This window comes from Mycobacterium sp. SM3041 (genome assembly GCF_039668335.1).
Classification (GTDB): domain Bacteria; phylum Actinomycetota; class Actinomycetes; order Mycobacteriales; family Mycobacteriaceae; genus Mycobacterium.
The window spans coordinates 1-17,995 of record NZ_JAYXBQ010000042.1; the positions used below are offsets into that span (position 1 = coordinate 1).

Genomic DNA, 17,995 nt, shown 5'->3' on the forward strand with positions numbered 1-17,995 from the left:
CGGGTGTTCCGGTGGGTTGGGCCAGTTGTGGGTACCAGTGGGCGCCTTCGGGTTTGGTGATGTAGGTGTGCCCGGTGGGGGCGGTCCACACGACGGTGCCGTCGGGGAACTGTTGGTCCTGCCAAGGGTGGAAGGTTTTGAGCAGGTGGTGGAATCGGCACAGGCATTTGAGGTTTGACGGGTGCGTGGGCCCTGCGGGATAGGCGGTGGTGTGGTCGATGTCGCAGGCTTGGGCGGGCCGGTCGCAGCCGGGGAATCGGCAGGTCAGGTCGCGGCAGCGGACGAATTCGGCGAGTTTGGCCGAGGGCCGGTAGCGGGGTTCGGCCGCATCCGGTGGCAGGTCCACCTGGCGGATGGTCGCGTCGTCGGCCAGTCGGGCGACTTGGTCGGCGGGGATCTGCCCGTACCCGGGCAGGAACCCGGGAGCGCCGCCGTCCACTGCCTGCGGTGTGGCGATGACATGGATGACCGTCCGGGTGCCGACCGTCGGCGCCGGCAACTCGCCCGCGACCGCGGCGGCGGGGCAATCATCTTGCCCGCATTCGCAGCGCAGCCGGCCGCCGCGGGCCAGGGCGTCGATGGCGGCGGCCCGCCGCTGATCGTGGCTGCGCGGATCGTGCTTGCACACCCCGCGGGCCAGGTCATCGAGGGCGGCGTCGAGCACCGCGGCGGTCGCCGCATCCACGACACCGGTGACGCTGGCGGCGCCGGGGCCGCAGGCGCGGATGTCGAGGTAGCGGGCTTGTGACGGGGGTTTGGGTGGGTGCACACCGGCCTGGTCGGCGTTGGCGATGATCGCGTCGATGCGTTGTTCCATTTTCGGTTTCGACAATCGTCCCCAGGCCACGATCTTGGCGGCGAGGTCGGCGTCGACGCGTTGGGCGACGTCGTCGTCGATGATGAGGTCGGTGCGGGCGACGATCATCGCGACCATCACCGCATCGATCAGCCCTTTCGCATACACGGCGGCGACTTTGGGTAGGCGGGTGCGCAGCATCACCGCCCGGTCCACCTGGGCCTGTGCCCGTTTGCGGGACATCCCCAGCGCGGCGGCGACCTCCACGACCAGTCCGGCGTAGCCGTCGATCGCCCAGTACCGTTTTTCGATGTCGTCGTCGGGGGCTCGTAGCTCCCACAGGTCGCCGATCGCGGCCAGGCGGCGGGCGCCGGCGGCGTTCTCCTCGCGAGAGGCGAGGGTGATCGCGTCGACCGCCGCGGCCGCGGCGTGGGGATCACTATTTGTTTCGCTCATACGTTCGAATGTAGACCTGCCCACCGACAAGCCCAGGCGGTTGCCACAGTCTGGCATCGACGACGATGAGGACACCTAAACAGAAGAGCCCCAGCAAGATTGACGCCCGGGCGGGGATCGTCGACGGTTAGGGCAACTAGCCAACTCGGCCCGGCGAGAGGCGCCGATCCCCGACGGTTAGGACGACTGGTCAACGACGCGGCGCAGTAGCAGCGATTAGTCAACCTAACCGTCGAGGGTCCGACACCCGCCCCCGAGAACTACGGGTGCCGAAGCGACCCGGGTCGTGTGAGCCATCCAAGGACAACTAGTTGATCTAACCGTCGACGATCAGAGGCTCCCGTCAGAGAACCAGGGCGCGTGCCCCTCGATAGACAGCTAGCCCACCTAACCGTCGACGATCCCCGGCACCGCCGCCATGGGAGGAGGTAGGACCGACAATCCCGTCCGCGGTTTACCCAGCTCACCTAACCGTCGAGGGTGCATTGCCGGGCCTGCGAAACCCGGCATGGACGACGCGCCGCGGAATTAGAGTCAGGTACACCCGCCGGACCGGCAAAGGAGTGCCCATGACAACCACCGCTCCCATCGACGTCCTGGTCATCGGCGCCGGTATTTCCGGCATCGGAATGGCGTATCACCTCAAGCATTTTCGCCCGGGTACGTCGTTCGTGGTCCTGGAGGGACGAGACGCGATCGGCGGCACCTGGAGCCTGCACCAGTACCCGGGTATCCGGTCCGACTCGGATATGCCGACCTTCGGCTTCGGCTTCAAGCCGTGGACGCACCGCAAGTCCATCGCTGACGGGCACATCATCCTCGATTACCTGCAGCAGACCGTCGAGGAGAACGACCTGGCCGGCCACATCCGGTTCGGTTACCACGTGGATTCGGCGAATTTCGACTCCCGGCAAGGGCTTTGGACCGTCTCGACCACCCACGACGGGCACACCGAGACGTTCACCTCACGCTTCCTGTTCCTGGGCACCGGGTACTACGACTACGAGAACCCGTACATCCCCGACTTCCCCGGCCGCGAGGATTTCGAGGGCCCGGTGATCCACCCCCAACTGTGGCCGAAAGACCTGGACTACACCGGCAAGAACGTCGTCGTCATCGGCAGCGGCGCGACGGCCGTCACGCTGATCCCGAACATGGCCGACAAGGCCGCGCACGTCACCATGCTGCAGCGGTCCCCGAGCTACGTGTTCTCGATACCGGCGTCCGACCCGATCGCCAACGTGCTCAACAAGGTGCTCGGCCACGAGCGGGCGTACAAGATCGTGCGGCGCAAGAACATCTCGCTGAACCGCGGAATGTTCAAGATGTGTATGCGCCACCCGAAGCTGATGCGAAAGCTGTTGATCGCCAACGTGGCTCGACAGCTGCCCAAGAATTTCGACGTCGACACGCACTTCACGCCCAGGTACAACCCGTGGCAGCAGCGCCTGGCCATGGTGCCCGACGGCGACCTGTTCAAGATGGTCTCGTCGGGCAAGGCGTCGATCGTCACCGACCACATCGAGCGGTTCACCAAGCACGGCATCCTCTTGAAGTCCGGCCAGGAACTGGCTGCCGACATCATCATCTCGGCGACCGGACTGAACATGGTCCCCTTCGGGAAGATCGCGCTGAGCGTCGACGGACACCTGCTGCATCTCCCGGACCTCACGGTCTACAAGGCCATGATGCTGTCCGGCGTGCCGAATTTCGCGTTCGCCGTCGGCTACACCAACATCGCCTGGACCTTGAAGGTCGATCTGGTGTGCGAGCACTTCTGCCGAATGCTCGACTACATGGACGAGCACGGCTACGCCAAGGTGGTCCCGATCCTCGAGGACGGGACCATGGAACGAGTTCCCTTGCTGGACATGACGTCCGGCTATGTCCAGCGGGCCGTCGCGAAGTTCCCGCGCGGCGGCACCTACGGCCCGTGGGCGTTCAAGCATGCCTACGAAATGGATCAGGAGCGGCTGCGCAACGGGCCCATCGAGGATCCCGCCCTCGTCTTCACACCCGCCGCCGCACCGCTGTCCGTGGTCTGACCGAAGGAGCGATCATGACAACCGACTTCGTATTCATCAGTCACGGCGAGCGTTGTGCCGCTTCGCATCTGACCGCCCGGAGCGACGCACTGACCGGAAAGAGCGGGCGACCGTGCGTCGTCATGGCCCACGGCTTCGGCGGCACGCGCGACTCCGGCCTCATGCCGTTCGCCGAGCCTTTCGCCGCCGCCGGAATGGACGTGGTGCTGTTCGACTACCGCGGCTTCGGCGATTCGGAAGGCGAACCCCGCCAGGATATTTCGGTGAACAAGCAGCGGCAGGACTATCACGCCGCCGTCGACGCCGCCCGAAACCTCCCGGGCGTCGACCGCGACCGCATCGCGCTGTGGGGCACGTCGTATTCGGGCGGGCACGTCATCGCCGTCGCCGCCGAGGACCAGCGCGTGGCCGCGGTGGTTTCGATGTGTCCCGCGACCGACGGCATGGCCGCCTTGCTGCAGGCATTCCGGGCGGCCGGGGCCGGGCCGATAGCCCGCGTGCTCGCGCACGGGCTGTTCGATGCCGCCGGAGCCCGGTTGGGCCGCCGGCCGCACTATCTGCCGGTCGTCGGACAACCCGGCGCCACCGCGGCTCTCACCACGCCCGGGTCCGAGGAGGCCTACACCGCCCTCGCCGGCCCCACCTGGCGCAACGAGTTCGCCGCCCGCACCGTGCTCGAGATGGCGTTCAACCGCCCGACCGTCCACGCCAGTGAACTGGAGTGCCCGCTGCTGGTGCAGGTGGGCACCAACGACCTCATCGCGCCGCCCGATGCCGCCCGCCGCGCCGCGAAGAAGGCCGGGTACCTGGCCCATCTGGTCGAGTACCCCGCCGAGCATTTCGATTTCTACGACGGCCCCTGCCATGAGGCGGCGCTCGCTGATCAGCTAACTTTCCTGACCCGTGTCCTCGATCCGATCCGTTCGACCGACGTGCATTTGCGGTCGACGAACCCGCCGGCACCGCGGCTGGCGGTCAAACTGCCGTGGTGAACGCGTCCGCTTGGCATGATCTGCACCGAGTGTTGAGCGAAAGGGCGGACTGAATGTTCGACAGGGTTGTGGCGACGACTCGCAACTGGCTGGAAGTTGCTCGCTACGGCGGGTTGGAGACGGGCGAAGAACCGGCGCCGTACGACGTCGTCGCCCAGGGCCGCATCCACAAGCTGCGGCGCTACCGCACCACTGGTGAGGCAGGCCGTCCCCAGGTGCTGCTGGTGCCGCCGCTGATGCTCACCGCCGACGTGTTCGACGTATCGCCGCAGGCCAGCGGCGTCCGCACCCTGATCGACAACGGCATCGACCCGTGGGTCATCGACTTCGGCTCGCCGGAGAAGGAAGCGGGCGGTCTCGAGCGCAACCTGGCCGATCATGTGCTGGCGGTCGACGCGGCCATCGATGAGATGGTCAACTTGACCGGCGGCGACGTCCACCTCGCCGGCTACTCGCAGGGCGGCATGTTCTGCTATCAGACCTCCGCGTACCGGCGCAGTGCCGGCATCGCCAGCGTCATCACCTTCGGCAGCCCGGTCGATCTCAGCAAAACGGCCCCGATGGGTGTCCCGGCAGAAATCGCGATCCCCGGCATGGGGTTCGTGATGGAGAACGTACTGCGCGGCCGGTCCGTACCGGGCTGGGCGACGCGGCTCGGGTTCCAGCTGCTCGACCCCGTGAAAGCGGTGACGGGCCAGCTGCAGTTCCTGGCCGCACTGCACGACCGCGACGCCCTGCTGCCGCGCGAAGGGCAGCGCCGCTACCTGATGAACGACGGCTGGGTGGCGTGGCCCGGCCCGGCACTCGCCGAGTTCCTGCAGCAGTTCCTGATGCACAACCGGATGCTGACGGGCGGGTTCAGCATCGCCGGACGGCCGGTGACGCTCGCCGACATCACCTCGCCGATCCTGGCGTTCGTCGGCGATGTCGACGAGATCGCCCCGCCGGCCTCGGTGCGCGGCATCCTGGGTGCGGCGCCACGCGCGGACATCTACGAAAGCACCTTGCACGCCGGGCATTTCGGGTTGGTGGTCGGCAGCACGGCGACGTCGCACACGTGGCCGCTGGTCGCCGACTGGATGCGGTATGCCGAGGGCAAGGGCCCGCAGCCGGAGCACGTCACCAAGGTCGACACCGCGACCACCGCCGCCGAACCGGCGCCGACCGGACCGGCCGAGGGTGTCCAGGCGTTGATCGACGCCGGGCGCATGGTTGCCGGCTCCGTCGCCCGTTCGGTCGGGGACGTGCGCGGCATGTTCGGCACGGTGTCGCGGCAGATGCCCCGGTTGGCGCGCATCCGGAGACTGGACGCGAACACCCGAATCTCGTTGGCGCTCTTGTTCGATGAGCAGGCGCAGCACGCACCCAACGACGTCAGCTTCATGTACGAGGACCGCAGCTACACCTACGGCGAGAACAAGGTCCGTATCGACGCGGTGGTACGCGGCCTGCTCGCCGCGGGCGTGCGCGCCGGTGAGCACGTCGGCGTGTTGATGGGCACGCGCCCGTCGGCGCTGGCGGTGGTGACGGCGCTCAACCGCATCGGCGCGGTGGCGGTGATGCTCCGCCCCGGCGCCGATACCGCGCGTGAGGTCGAACTCGGCAGGGTCAACCGCGTCATCGCCGACCCCGAACACTCCGAGGCCGACTTCGCCGGCCGTCCGCTGCACACGTTCCTGTTGGACACCCCGTACCTCAACCGGGACCGCACCTTGACCGCCCTGGAGATCGGCGAGACCAACGCCGTGCGCATCCCGGACTGGTACCGCCCCAACCCGGGCCGCGCCGGCGAGCTCGCGTTCATCTTCTTCGGCGGCCCGGACGACGATCCCCGCCCCATCCGAGTCACCAACGGCCGCTTCGGTTTGTCGGCGTACGGCACTGCGACGTCGGCGACGCTCAACAACTCCGACACCGTCTACTGCATCAACCCGATCTACCACACCTCCGGTCTGCTGACCGGCATCGGCGGTGCGGTCGCCGGTGGTAGCCGACTGGCGATGGCCAAGGACCTGGACCCGACCACGTTCTGGACTGAAGTGCGCCGCTACGGCGTGACCATCGTCTGCTACACGTGGGCGCAGTTGCGGCCACTGGTCAACGCCGCGCCGCAGCCCGCCGAGCGCAACCACTCGGTGCGCCTGTTCGTCGGCTCCGGCATGCCGCGCGGCCTGTGGCGCCGCGTGCTGGACCGGTTCGCCCCGGCCGGAGTTCTCGACTTCTGGTCCACCAGTGAGGGCGAGGCCATCCTGGCCAACGTCAACCCGGCCAAGCCCGGATCGCTGGGCCGGCCGCTCCCGGGTAGTGCGACGGTCGAGGTCGTGCGGTGGGATCCCGAAGCGCAGCAAGTCGTTTCGGGCGCAGATGGGTACGCCATCCGGTGCGCCGACGACGAGACCGGTCTGCTGCTGGTGAAGATCAGCTCGGCCACCACCGCGTCGGCGCCGCCGCTGCGCAATCTGTTCGAGGCCGGCGACGCCTGGTTCTCCAGCGGCAGCCTGGTCAGCCGGGACGCCGACGGCGACTACTGGCTGATCGACTCCGTCGACACCCAGATCCGCACCGCCGACGAAGTGGTGGCGTCCCTGCCGATCACCGCGGCCCTCGGCAAGCTGCCCGCCGTCGACCTGGTGCACACCTATGGCGTCGCCTCGGACGACGCCGAAGTGGCGGTCGCGGCAGTGTCCCTGCTGGAAGGGCAGGACATCTCCGCGGCCGACCTGGACGAGGCGCTCGCGACCCTGCCGCTCCAGCAGCGGCCCGCGTTCGTCCGCGTCGTCGACGAGGTGCCGATGACGCCGTGGCACCGCCCGGTCGCCGGGCCGCTGCGCCGCGACCCGCTGCCCCCGCCCGGCCGCTACTTCACCCGGACCGACGACGGCAGTTACAAGGAAAGCTGACACCGGCCTGACGAAGTCGTCAATAATCGTCACATGAAGAAAAGCATTGCTGCAGTGCTGTTCCTGCTGGCGTCTGCGGCCGTGCCGGCCGTCGGCGCACCGGCCGCACACGCCGATGTGTGCGGCAGCGTCGGCGGTCGCCACGTCAGTGCCGGTGGCTGCACGAACATCGCCGGCGACGCGGCGGTGGCCGCGGCGGCTCCGGAGGACGCCGCCGCCCAGGCCGCCGCCGGCCGGCCACCGTGCTACACCCCGGCCGGGGTGCCCTACTACACACGGGGTGACTTGCCTTGTAACTGAGGCCATTTAGGCTGACGGCATGCACAAGACTCTGCAGCGAGCCGCCGTCATCGCCGCGGCCGCCTTGGCACCCATGGCCATCACCGCTGCGATCGCACCGGCCGTCAGCAACGCGGACTGCGACAACGGCACCTGGTGGGACCCGGTGCAGAACCGGTGCCAGGCCCCGCTGGTGCAGAACTGTCCCGGCGGCTGGTGGGACCCGAACATCAACAGCTGCCGGCCGCCGGTCTCGACGACACCGCTCGACTGCCGCGACGGCGCGTGGTGGGACCCGATCAACAACATCTGCCGCCCGCCGCTGCTGCCGCAGTAGCGGACCCGGTCAGACCAGGTAGTACAGCTCCTCGTCGCTGCCGACGCGCGCGGGGACCAGCCGCGACTCCGCGTAGCGGACCGCCTTGAGCGTCGCCGAGAACTCCTTCTCCTCTTCCGGGAAGATGCGCTCGTCCGGGAACCAGTCGCGCAGCCCGACGTTGCTCAGGACGTCCAGGGTGTCGGGCCGGACCCCGGCCAGCAGGACCGTGACACCCAACTCGGTCAGGTCATGCAGGAACCGCTCGACACGCTCGATGCCGACCGCGTCGGGGTTGCGGGCCCGCTTGAGGCGGAGCACCACGAATTGGGTGCCTTCGTTCTTGACCCGCTCGGTGAGCGCGTCCAGTGCGTGTTCGATTTCCGGTGCGGCACCGAAGAACAACTCTCCCTCGATGTCGTAGATCAGCACCGCCGGATTGTCGGGCTCGTCGCCGACCCGTTCCCGGACCACACGCTCCGGCGTGACCACCAGCTCGGCGATCTTGAGCTTGGAGGCGCGCGGCACGAACAGCAAGATCGACAGCGCCACGCCCAGCAGCACCGCCTTGTCCAGATCGACGACCACGCCGGTGATTGCCGTGACGATCACCAGACCGGCGTCATAACGCGATGCCCTGACGGTGTGCACCAGTCGCTGGAAATCGACCAGGCGAACCGCGGTCACCAGCAGCAGGCCGGCCAGCGCCGCTTTCGGGATGTAGCTCAGCAGCGGCGCGAACAGCAGCAGGGCGCCGGCCACCGCTGCCGACGCGATGACGCCGGAGAATCTGGTGGCCGCACCGGCCTGGAAGTTGATGGCCGACCGCGACAGCGAACCCGAACCGGGCAGGCTCTGGAAGAAGCCACCGGTCAGGTTGGCCAGCCCTTCCGCCACGATCTGCCGGTTGTAGTCGATCTTCTGCTGGGTCTGGTGCGCAATGGCTTTCGCGATCGACAGCGCCTCGATCAAGCCGATGAAAGCGACCGCCAGCGCGCCCTCCGACAGATGCGGCAGCCACTCCCAATGCACCACAGGAATGTGGAAGTCGGGCAGGCTGGCGGGAATCTTCCCGGTGATCGACACGGCGGTCTTACCGCCGTGGCCGGGTGTGGACCAGCCCGAGAAGTAGGCGATCAGCGCGGCGATGACCAACACGGCGAGCATGTCGATCTGTGGCCAGCCGTAGCGCTGCACCAACTTTCGGAGCACGACGGCCGCGACGACAGCTGTGACGCTCAGGACCACGGCTCGGTAATTGATCGCGTCGCCGTGGAACAGCGTGAGATAGGTGCGGTACAGCACCTGCATGTTGCCGTTGCCCCGGTCCTTGACTCCGAGCGCATTCCCCAACTGGCCCAAGGCAAGTAGGAACGCGGCTGCCGCCATGAACCCGACGATCACGGACTCGGAGATGTAGCGGGTCAGGTCACCCAGCTTGAACACCGAGATCAGGATCTGAATGGTGCCCACCAGCACCCCGAGCACGAACAGCGCCTCGAACAGCTCGGTGCGGTTCTCCGGATCGATGAACGCCAACGAGCTGAACACCAACAGCGAGATGGCGCTGGTGGGTCCGTTGATCAGGTGCGACGACGAGCCGAATATCGACGCGATGAGCGTCACCACGATCGCTGAGAAGACACCGTATTTGGGGTCGACGCCGGCAATGAGGGCGTAGGCCATGCCCTGCGGCAGCGCGATGGCGGCCACCGTCAGACCGGCGATCAGATCGCGCCGGGCGAGGGTGCGGTCGTAGCCGGGTTTCAGGTTGGAAAGCAGGCTCACGATCCCACCACCGTTCGCTGCGCAGGGATATGAATGGTGTCGACGATTCCGTTGTCGCCGAAGAACTTTTCGGCGGCGTCGTCCCAGTCCTTGGCGATCGCGGTCACCGGGAACAGCGCGATGTCCGGCAACTGGGCGCGATACTTGGCCTGGATCTGCGGGTTGATGGAGCGGTACCCGTACTTCGCGATGACGTCCTGCGCCGGGTCGGTGAACAGGTAGTTCAGGTAGGCCTTGGCGTAGGCCTCGGTCTTCTTGCCTGCCACGTTCGCATCGACCCAGGCCACCGCGGGCTCGGCCTTGATACTCACCGGTGGATACACGATCTGCAGCTCGCCCGGTGCCGCAGCCACCTCGCGGATCGCCTCGTTCTCCCATGTCAGGTGCACATCGCCGATCTTCTGCACGGCGAAGCTGGTGGCCGCGCCGCGCGCACCCTCATCGGCGACGGCGACGTGCTTGAACAACGCCGCCAGGTAATCGTGGGCCGCCGCCTCGGAGCCGCCGCGGGTCGTCACCGAACCCCACCCGGCGAGCACGCTCAGCTTGCCGTTGCCCGAGGTGCGCGGGTCCGGCGTCACCACCGAGACATCGTCCTTGACCAGGTCGGGCCAGTCATGGATGTTCTTCGGGTTTGTCCTTGCGGACCACGAACACGATGGTCGACGTATAGGGCACCGAGTTGTTGGGCAGCCGGTGCTGCCAGTCCTTGGCGATCAGCCCGCGCTTGGCCAGCTTGTCGACGTCACTGACCAACGCCAGGGACACCACACCGGCTTTCGACGTACCGTCGATGACGTTGCGCGCCTGCCGGCCGGATCCGCCGTGCGACTGTGCGATGTCGACGGTGACGCCGGACTGCTTGCGGTACTGCGCGACGAACTGCGGGTCCAGCGCCGCGTACAGCTCACGCGTCGGGTCGTACGACACGTTCAGCAGCGCGTCCGGTGACGAACCGTGAATGTTCTTGAACCCGATCAGAACTCCGGCCACCGCGATGGCGACGACGCCGACCACGCCGAGCGGGGATATGTGTTTTCTGCTCATCGCCACCTCTGTTCACTACGGAAGATCGACGTTAGGCAGCAGGACGCGCCGGGGCAGCGGTCTGGATCAGCGCGATCAGATCTCCCGTAGCCTGATGGCCGATGAACCACACACGGCTCACCATGTCTGCCACTGCTGCGCTGGTGGCCGCGCTGCTTGCCGGCTGCGACAGCACCACCCCCGGAAGCCCGAAGTCGGGGCTGCCCAGCGGAGAAACGTCTGCCACCAGCACGCCGACCCCGAGTGAGAAGGCGATCCGCCCGGTTCCGGTGAGCCCCCTCCCCGCACCGAGCGCCGCGCCACCGACGGCCCAGGCGCTCGCTCCGCAGAACGGCTATGTCTTCATCGCGACCAAATCCGGCCAGACCCGGTGCCAACTCAGCAAGACCGAAGTCGACTGTGAGTCGGCCTTCACCAACCCACCCAAGGTCAGCGGAGAGAGCGCCAATGGCGTCCGGGTCACCGCCGACGGCAGATTGTCTTGGGTGGTGGGCAATCTCGGCGCCATTCCAACCGTGACGCTGGATTACCAGACGTACTCGGCGGTGGGCTGGACCATCCTCGCCGGGGCCGAAGGCACCCGCTTCACCAATGCGGCGACGGGCCATGGGATGTTCGTCTCGACGGCGGGTGTGAAGTCGTTCTGATTCATTAGGCTGGGCGGCATGGACTTCCGGGTATTCGTCGAACCACAGCAGGGTGCCACCTACGCCGACCAGCTCGCCGTCGCTCAGGCCGCCGAAAGGCTCGGTTACTCAGCGTTTTTCCGCTCCGACCACTACCTGGCCATGGCCGGCGACGGGCTGCCCGGCCCCACCGACTCCTGGGTGACGCTCGGCGGCATCGCCCGTGAGACGAGCACCATCCGGCTCGGCACCATGGTCACCTCCGCGACGTTCCGCTACCCGGGCCCGCTCGCCATCGCCGTCGCGCAGGTCGACGAAATGAGCGGGGGCCGTGTCGAATTGGGCCTCGGTGCCGGGTGGTTCGCCGAAGAGCACGAGGCCTACGCCATCCCGTTCCCGGGGCTGGGCGAACGCTTCGACCGGCTGGAAGAACAGCTGCAGATCATCACCGGCTTCTGGGACACCCCGGTCGGCGAGCACTTCGACTTCACCGGCAAGCACTACACCGTCAAGAACTCCCCGGCGCTGCCCAAGCCGGCACAGGCCCATCCGCCGGTCATCATCGGTGGTGGCGGCGCCAAGCGGACCCCGGCGCTGGCCGCCCGGTTCGCCTCCGAATTCAACATTCCGTTCGTCGACATCGACACCCTGACCACCCAGTTCGGCCGGGTCCGGGCGGCCGTCGAAGCAGCCGGCCGGGCGCCCGAAAGCATCACGTACTCGGCGGCTTTCGTGCTGTGTGCGGGCAAGGACGAGGCGGAGATCGCCCGCCGGGCCGCCGCCATCGGCCGCGAGGTCGACGAGATGCGCGGCAACTCCCCCACCGTCGGCACGCCGGCGGAGATCGTCGACAAGCTGGCGCCGTTCGTCGCGGCCGGGGTCGAGCGCATCTACCTGCAGGTGCTGGACATGGCCGATCTCGACCACATCGAGTTCTTCAGCACGGAGGTCATTCCCCAGCTACGCTGACCGGCCATGACCGAGCGGCCGTGGCACGAGCGCACCCCGCATGTCGTCGGCGCCAGCCTCGCCGCGCTCGCCGCGATCGCGCTGCTGTATTTCGCGGGGTCCTGGCTGGTGCGGCACTACAACGAGCCGCAGCCGCCGCCGGTGCCCGTCATCGTGGATGACACCGGCCACTCGTCGACCACGACGCTCACCACGACCGCGCCGACATCAACCAGCTACTCGTCGGTGACGCCGTCGACCACGGACATCGACGTGCCGCTCACCCCGGAGACGACAGACACGACGGACACGACGTCCGCGCCCAGGGGCGACAGCACGACCACCAGCCGGACCCCGACGACGTCGTCGTCGATCACCCAGTCCCGGCGCACCCACCCGCCGGGGCCGCGCCCGCACTAGTGCGTGAAGAACTCGATCATCAGCACCTGGAGCTCACCGACGCAGCCGCCGAGGATGGCACCGATGGCGACCATCAGCGGCTCGTCGTCCTTGAACACCGGCCGCAGAATCGACTCGTACTCCTCGTTGGTGAGCTGATTCATCTTCTCGATGATCGTCTTTTCCAGGTCGATCTTGCTCATGGCGTAGTCCTGCGCGTCCAGCAGTGTGGCCGGCAGCCTCTCGACGACGAGATCGACGACGCGGTCTTTCAGCGCGTTGTACTTCGACGTGCCGACCGCGAACTTCACGACGGTGCCGGTCCACCCGCCGATCTCGTTGTCGATGGCGGCCTCGACCTCCCGCGCGATCATGGCGAACAGCTTGTCGGCGCCGGGGCCTTTGAGGATGCCGTCGAAGAGGATGTCGGGCGCGAACAGGTCCTCGGAGAGGATGCGGGCGTAGTCCGCGGTGATCTTCTCGCGCTGGGCGTGCAGCAGTCCCTGGAACTTGATGAAGCCCAGGTACTTGGTCGGCTTGATGGGCCGGAACAGCATGTTGAGCGCGATGTAGTCGCTGATCAGACCGATACCGAAGCCGAAGGCCGGCATGATCCACGGCAGCTTGAAGATGGCCCAGACGAACATCTGCGCGGTACCGATGATCAGGCCGAAGTAGATGCCGCTGCGCCGGACGAACGCCATGGCGTCGTCGGACAGGCCGCGCATCAGCTTGTTGAGCTTCTCCTTATTGCGCACCAGCGTGGTGACCGCGAGGAACTGCAGGTCGACGAACCGGCTGAGGTCCGACTGCATCTCGTTCAGCATCTTCTCGGTGATGCGCGGCGCCTGGGCGTGGATGCGGTTGAGGATCGCCTGGCGGCCAGCCTCGGGCAGGGAATCCCACAGCCCCGGACGGATCTCCTCGGCGACGTCGCGGGCGATGTCGTTGATCGACGCCGACAGCGGCTCGCGCAGCACCTCGACGGCCTCTTTGGCGTCGATCCGCGACAGCAGTTCCTCGGGTTTGAGCAGATTCGCGGTGAGCAGCTCGATCGTGGTGGAGCCGACCTTGCCGGCCCGCCGCGGGATGATGCCCTGCCAGCCGATGGGACCGATGCCCTTGAACTCCAGCGGCCGGTAGATCATCTCCATCGCGACGATCTTGGTGCTCCACCCGACGAAGGCGGCCACCAGAGGCATCGAGAAGTAGATGATCCAGTGCTCGCGGAAGTCGAGGAGGATCTCGGTCAGGGACATCAGCGCCACCCGTTCTGGTCGTCCTCCGCGGTGGCGGCGGCCCACAGCGATCGGCCCAGCGGCGACAGCGTCAGCGTCAGCTTCTCCACCTTGGCGGGCAGCGGACCCTTCGACGCGGCCTTGATCGCGTTGAGGACGATGGTCTCAGCCATCAACACCTCGTACTCGGTTTTCAGTGCAGAATCCTCCGGACCGATCTCCACGAGGCGCAGCGCCAGCAAATGCCCGACGTACTGCGGCGTCATCTGTGGGAGGGCGACGTTCGCGGTCCGGCCGACGAGTGCCGCGTTCTCCAGCACGGGCTTGCGGGTGCGGTCGTAGACGTTGACCAATGGCGAGACGGAGCCGTCGGACAGGGCGCCGACGATGCGGGCCTCGTCGGCCACCAGCTGATCGAGGAGATGGTGGTAGAGCTCGGTCTGGCTGCCGGCGGTGTTCTGGTCGAGCGCCCGGTTGAGCAGCTGGCTCATCTTGGAGTTGAGCGACTCTTCGGCGGGCGCCGATTTGGCCGTATCGGCCGCCGCGACGACGTCGTCGGCATCGTCTTCCGGTTCCAGTTCGTTGAGGCCTTTGCGCAGCGCGCCGACGATCTGCTGCTCGGTCCAGCTGTAGACGTCCAGACCGAGTCGAGCGGCGTCCACCGCGCGTCCTACCAGGCCGAAGGGATCAAACGATTGAGCCACCCGCAAACGGTAGCCGCGCGGGGTACCAAATTGCCAACGATCTCGAATATCTCACCTTCCCTGTGCCGCATAGTCGGCGACCAGGGCCTCGGCGCTGCGCACGGCGGCCCGGCAGGCGCGTGCGGTGAAGGGGTCGTTGAGCGGGTGATCGGCCCGGCGGCGCCACCGCTGAACCGCCGCGAACGCCGCCCGCGGGCCGTCGTACGGCGCGTCGTTGCTCAGCCCGAGCCGGCTCGCGGCATCGGTGCCCGAGCCGCCGATGATGCGGCGCAGTGAGGCCATCTCGTCGTCGTTCAAAGTGGTTGGCCGGGAACGTAACTGACCGAGCAGTCGCAATTCTTCGAAGGCGTGCGTATCGGCCAGCAGCGGATCGATGTCCGCCAGGATGAACGGCGTCGCGTAGATGGGATTGGCTTCCACGAAGCGCCGCAGCGAACGCAACGCGGTGTGCGCCTTGAGCATGTCGGCACGTTGCGCGAACTGCTGATCGATGACGTCCCGCAGGGCCACCAGCCCGCTGCGCTCGAGCAGTTCGTCGGCCAGCCCCTGGGAGTCGGTGACGCCGGCGCGCAGCACCGCGATCGCGATCCGGATGCCGAACATGCCGAACCGGTCCAGCAGCGCGGCCCGGGTGATGGCGTCCACGGGCAGTGAATCATCCTGCCGGGCAAAGCGATCCGCCGACAGCATGGCCTTGGTCAGCGCCGTCGCGCCGTCGCCGTCCAGGGCGGCGAGCTTCTGCAGCGCCGTGAATTCACTCTGCTGCAATGTGCGCGCGGTCAGCGCCAGCAGTCCCGACACCGGGACGACGGCCTGGCACACGCCGGTGCGGTCCAGTTCCGCGGTGAATCGGGTGGCCACCTCGCGGGCCGACATCATGGCGTCGATGCGCCCCGCCCCGATCTCGTCGGCGCGCGACGCGACCCCGATGACACCGAGAGCGCCCGAGCCGCTGCCGACGAGTTCCCCGATCTGCTTGAGCAGTGCGATGTCTGGCGCGTTGAGGGTGCGCAGCAGAAAGACGACGGCGTCCACCCGCGGTACGCCGTCGCGCGGCACCAGCAGTTGCAGCGTGCGGTCGGAGACGTCACGTGACAGCGACGACGTGCCCGGGGTGTCGATGATGGTCGTCTGTTCCAATTCCGCTGCGGGCCACTGCACGTCGAGGTCGACGATGTCTCCGATGTTGGCGGCGCCCTGCGCCCCGGAATACCGTGCGAGGTCGAAGGTGAGGCCGTCACCGCGCGTGATCGGTACGTCGGTACGGCGGCCGTCCCGATGGTTGGCGGTGACCCGGGGCGTGGCGCCGTGCCGGAACCAGGTGACCAGGCGGGTGGCCTCGGTGGCGTCGGTGGGCGCGATCTCTTCGCCGACAAGCGCATTCACCAATGTCGACTTGCCGGACTTGAGCGTGCCGGCCAGGGCGATGCGGATCGGCTGATCGAGCCGGCGGCCGATCCAGTCGAGCTCGGCCAGGGCCTGCGGCCGGTGCTGGTAGACGGGGTCGGACCGGTAGGCCGAAATGACGCCGCCCAGGATGGCGCGGACGCGTGCACTGGTGCTCACTGGGCGAGTGCGGGAGTCAGTTTCACCGTGTTCTCGAGGACCTGGCGCAGAATGTTCAACTGCCGCTCCAGTTCCCGCACGCGGTTGTCACGCTCACCCGCTTCGATCTGCGCCGCCGCAAGGGTCGCCTGCAGCGATTCGTTGAGCGAGCGGGTGGTCTGGTTGGCGATGTTGCGGTAGTGATCCCGCAAGTGCCGCTGGATGTTTCGCAGCCGGTCACGCGACTCCTTGCCGACGGCGAACGACACGTCGTCGACGAACCGGCGGACGTTCATCTTCGCCTCGCCGCGCACCCGCAGCATGCGGTTCTCCATGTCCTCCTTGTAGGCCTTGCGGCCCAGCACGAGTCCGGCGCCCAGCGACAGCGGGTTGAACATGCCGAGGCCCGCGAAGGACGTCAGCATGCCGAACATCAGCACACCACCGTAAGAGCCGCGCATCCCGGTGATCACCTTGTGGCCGGCCCGGATCGGCTCGGATTCCAGCCGCGCGACGGGGTTGAACTCACCCAGGCCCGCGCCCATGTCCCGCGCCCGGACCTCGGCCAGTTCGACCGAATCCAGCCCGGCCTCGACGAACGTGCGGGCGACTTCAGCGGCGAGTGCCTCGGCGCGCTGATGCGCCCAGACGAAGTTGTCGCCGACAGCGGTGGCGACCACGTTCTCCAACTCGGCGCCGATCTCGGCCCAGTGCTGCGTGGGATCGCAGCCGTCGATGATGCGCTCGGTGTGCGCGGTGATGTTGCGGAAGCGGTTGCGCAGGTCGTGGTCGACGTCGGCGGTCAGGTCGGCGATGCCGTCGTTGAGCACCTGCTGCCACAATGCGGTCTGCTGCAGCGCATTCTGGGCTTCTTCCTTCTTCTGCTCGAGCTCGGCCTTGATGCGCTCGATCTTCTCTGGGTCGTTGATCGCCGCCAGCTCGGTGGACACCGCCAGCCTGAGATGTTCGGCCGCCGAATGAATCTCGGTGACCACCTGGTCCTTGATGCGGTCGTTCTCGCGGCTGAGCACCTTGTCGGTGAGGAACTTGATGATCGCCGGGAAGTTGGACTCGTCGTTGAGGTCCTTGTCGTTGAGCGCCAGCGCGTGGGTGCGCAGCGCAGACGAGACCGGAACCACGGGAACGTTCAGCCGGGCTCGCTGCAGGTGCGCGGCGTTGGCCGCGATGATCTCGCGCCAGTGCGGGTACAGATCGGTCTTGGTGGCGACAATCGTTGCCACCGGGCAGATTTCGACGGCCTGCCGGATGAACGTGAGTTCGGGCTCGGTGAACTCCTGGCTGGTGTCACTGACCATCAGGAGAGCATCGGCGTCGGGCAACAGACCGAGCGTGGCCGACAGGTGCGGCTGCCCCAGCCCGCCCACGCCGGGAGTGTCGATGAACGTGAGGCCGCCCTTGAGCATCGGGCTCGGCGCCGCCACCTCCACGCGCAGCACCTGACGGCCCTGAGCCTGCGGGGCCTGGCGCAGATCGGTCGACAGCTGGTTGGGCGGAATAGCGACGACGGACGGGTCGGCACCTTCCTGCGCGGGGGCCAGCACGAGCTCGGCGGCCGCCGCATCGCCGTAGTGGACGACGGTGGTGAGCACGGTGCTCTCGTCATCGCCGACACGCGCGACCGGCATGTTCAGCAACGAGTTCAGCAACTGACTCTTGCCCTGCTTGAGCTGCCCGGCGATGACCACCCGGATCTGCGGATCACTGATCCGGGTCTTGGCCGCCAGCAACCGCTGCGCCAGGTCGTCGCGGTCGTTGAGCCCTGCGATCCGGCTGGTGTGGTCGATCAACTCGACGATCACCGCGACCGGGCGCGGGTTCGCCTCGTTCGGCTGCGTCACTGGGCTCTCCTCGACTGCATTCTCACTGTCTAACGGTATGCGCAAACATCCGGCGGG

14 protein-coding genes and 1 pseudogene are annotated in these 17,995 nt (G+C 67.4%); 8 read left to right on the plus strand and 7 right to left on the minus strand.

Annotation, left to right across the window (positions count from 1 at the left end; genetic code table 11):
* On the minus strand, window positions 1–1,252 hold a 1,252-nt coding region (locus VXD91_RS11285; RefSeq protein WP_346415430.1), incomplete at its 3' end, for an HNH endonuclease signature motif containing protein.
* 569 nt (window positions 1,253–1,821) lie between these two features.
* On the opposite strand from VXD91_RS11285, the gene VXD91_RS11290 reads away from it, so the two are divergent.
* The 5 genes from VXD91_RS11290 to VXD91_RS11310 are packed head-to-tail and all read left to right on the plus strand — an operon-like array spanning window position 1,822 to window position 7,805.
* Window positions 1,822–3,297: an NAD(P)/FAD-dependent oxidoreductase gene (locus tag VXD91_RS11290; RefSeq protein WP_212808129.1), complete on the plus strand. Its 1,476-nt coding sequence runs from the start codon at window positions 1,822–1,824 to the stop codon at window positions 3,295–3,297.
* A gap of 14 nt (window positions 3,298–3,311) precedes the next feature.
* A complete protein-coding gene (locus tag VXD91_RS11295) occupies window positions 3,312–4,289 on the plus strand; it encodes an alpha/beta fold hydrolase (RefSeq protein WP_212808128.1) in 978 nt (325 codons plus the stop codon).
* Between the two features lie 53 nt (window positions 4,290–4,342).
* A complete protein-coding gene (locus VXD91_RS11300) occupies window positions 4,343–7,189 on the plus strand; it encodes an AMP-binding protein (RefSeq protein ID WP_346415432.1) in 2,847 nt (948 codons plus the stop codon).
* 33 nt (window positions 7,190–7,222) lie between these two features.
* Window positions 7,223–7,489 (plus strand): hypothetical protein, encoded by a 267-nt coding sequence (locus VXD91_RS11305; protein WP_346415433.1) that lies wholly within the window; start codon window positions 7,223–7,225, stop codon window positions 7,487–7,489.
* Window positions 7,490–7,508: 19 nt separating this feature from the next.
* Complete coding sequence (locus VXD91_RS11310; RefSeq protein WP_212808126.1) at window positions 7,509–7,805, plus strand: hypothetical protein; 297 nt, start codon at window positions 7,509–7,511, stop codon at window positions 7,803–7,805.
* A 9-nt stretch (window positions 7,806–7,814) separates the two neighbouring features.
* Here VXD91_RS11310 and VXD91_RS11315 read toward each other — a convergent pair whose 3' ends face one another.
* On the minus strand, window positions 7,815–9,572 hold the full coding sequence (locus VXD91_RS11315) for a SulP family inorganic anion transporter (RefSeq protein WP_346415434.1): 1,758 nt from the start codon (window positions 9,570–9,572) through the stop codon (window positions 7,815–7,817).
* Window positions 9,569–10,619: pseudogene (locus tag VXD91_RS11320) on the minus strand (sulfate ABC transporter substrate-binding protein). The gene VXD91_RS11315 and the pseudogene VXD91_RS11320 overlap by 4 nt, the downstream one beginning before the upstream one ends.
* A 101-nt stretch (window positions 10,620–10,720) precedes the next feature.
* On the opposite strand from VXD91_RS11320, the gene VXD91_RS11325 reads away from it, so the two are divergent.
* The 3 genes from VXD91_RS11325 to VXD91_RS11335 are packed head-to-tail and all read left to right on the plus strand — an operon-like array spanning window position 10,721 to window position 12,613.
* Complete coding sequence (locus VXD91_RS11325; protein WP_212808124.1) at window positions 10,721–11,266, plus strand: hypothetical protein; 546 nt, start codon at window positions 10,721–10,723, stop codon at window positions 11,264–11,266.
* 18 nt (window positions 11,267–11,284) lie between these two features.
* Window positions 11,285–12,214 carry an LLM class F420-dependent oxidoreductase gene (locus VXD91_RS11330; protein ID WP_346415435.1) on the plus strand — a complete coding sequence of 310 codons (930 nt, stop codon included), beginning with the start codon at window positions 11,285–11,287 and terminating at the stop codon, window positions 12,212–12,214.
* A 6-nt stretch (window positions 12,215–12,220) separates the two neighbouring features.
* Window positions 12,221–12,613, plus strand: coding sequence for a hypothetical protein (locus VXD91_RS11335; RefSeq protein WP_346415437.1), 393 nt, complete (start codon window positions 12,221–12,223; stop codon window positions 12,611–12,613).
* Here VXD91_RS11335 and VXD91_RS11340 read toward each other — a convergent pair.
* From VXD91_RS11340 to VXD91_RS11355, 4 genes are read right to left on the minus strand one after another with little or no spacing between them, the layout of a single operon-like run.
* On the minus strand, window positions 12,610–13,851 hold the full coding sequence (locus VXD91_RS11340; RefSeq protein WP_346415438.1) for a DUF445 domain-containing protein: 1,242 nt from the start codon (window positions 13,849–13,851) through the stop codon (window positions 12,610–12,612). The genes VXD91_RS11335 and VXD91_RS11340 overlap by 4 nt on opposite strands.
* Complete coding sequence (locus tag VXD91_RS11345; RefSeq protein WP_212808120.1) at window positions 13,851–14,534, minus strand: Abi-alpha family protein; 684 nt, start codon at window positions 14,532–14,534, stop codon at window positions 13,851–13,853. The genes VXD91_RS11340 and VXD91_RS11345 overlap by 1 nt, the downstream gene beginning before the upstream one ends.
* Window positions 14,535–14,585: 51 nt before the next feature.
* A complete protein-coding gene (locus VXD91_RS11350) occupies window positions 14,586–16,100 on the minus strand; it encodes a dynamin-like GTPase family protein (protein WP_346415439.1) in 1,515 nt (504 codons plus the stop codon).
* Window positions 16,097–17,938 (minus strand): dynamin-like GTPase family protein, encoded by a 1,842-nt coding sequence (locus tag VXD91_RS11355; RefSeq protein WP_212808118.1) that lies wholly within the window; start codon window positions 17,936–17,938, stop codon window positions 16,097–16,099. The genes VXD91_RS11350 and VXD91_RS11355 overlap by 4 nt, the downstream gene beginning before the upstream one ends.
* Between the last annotated feature and the right edge of the window lie 57 nt (window positions 17,939–17,995).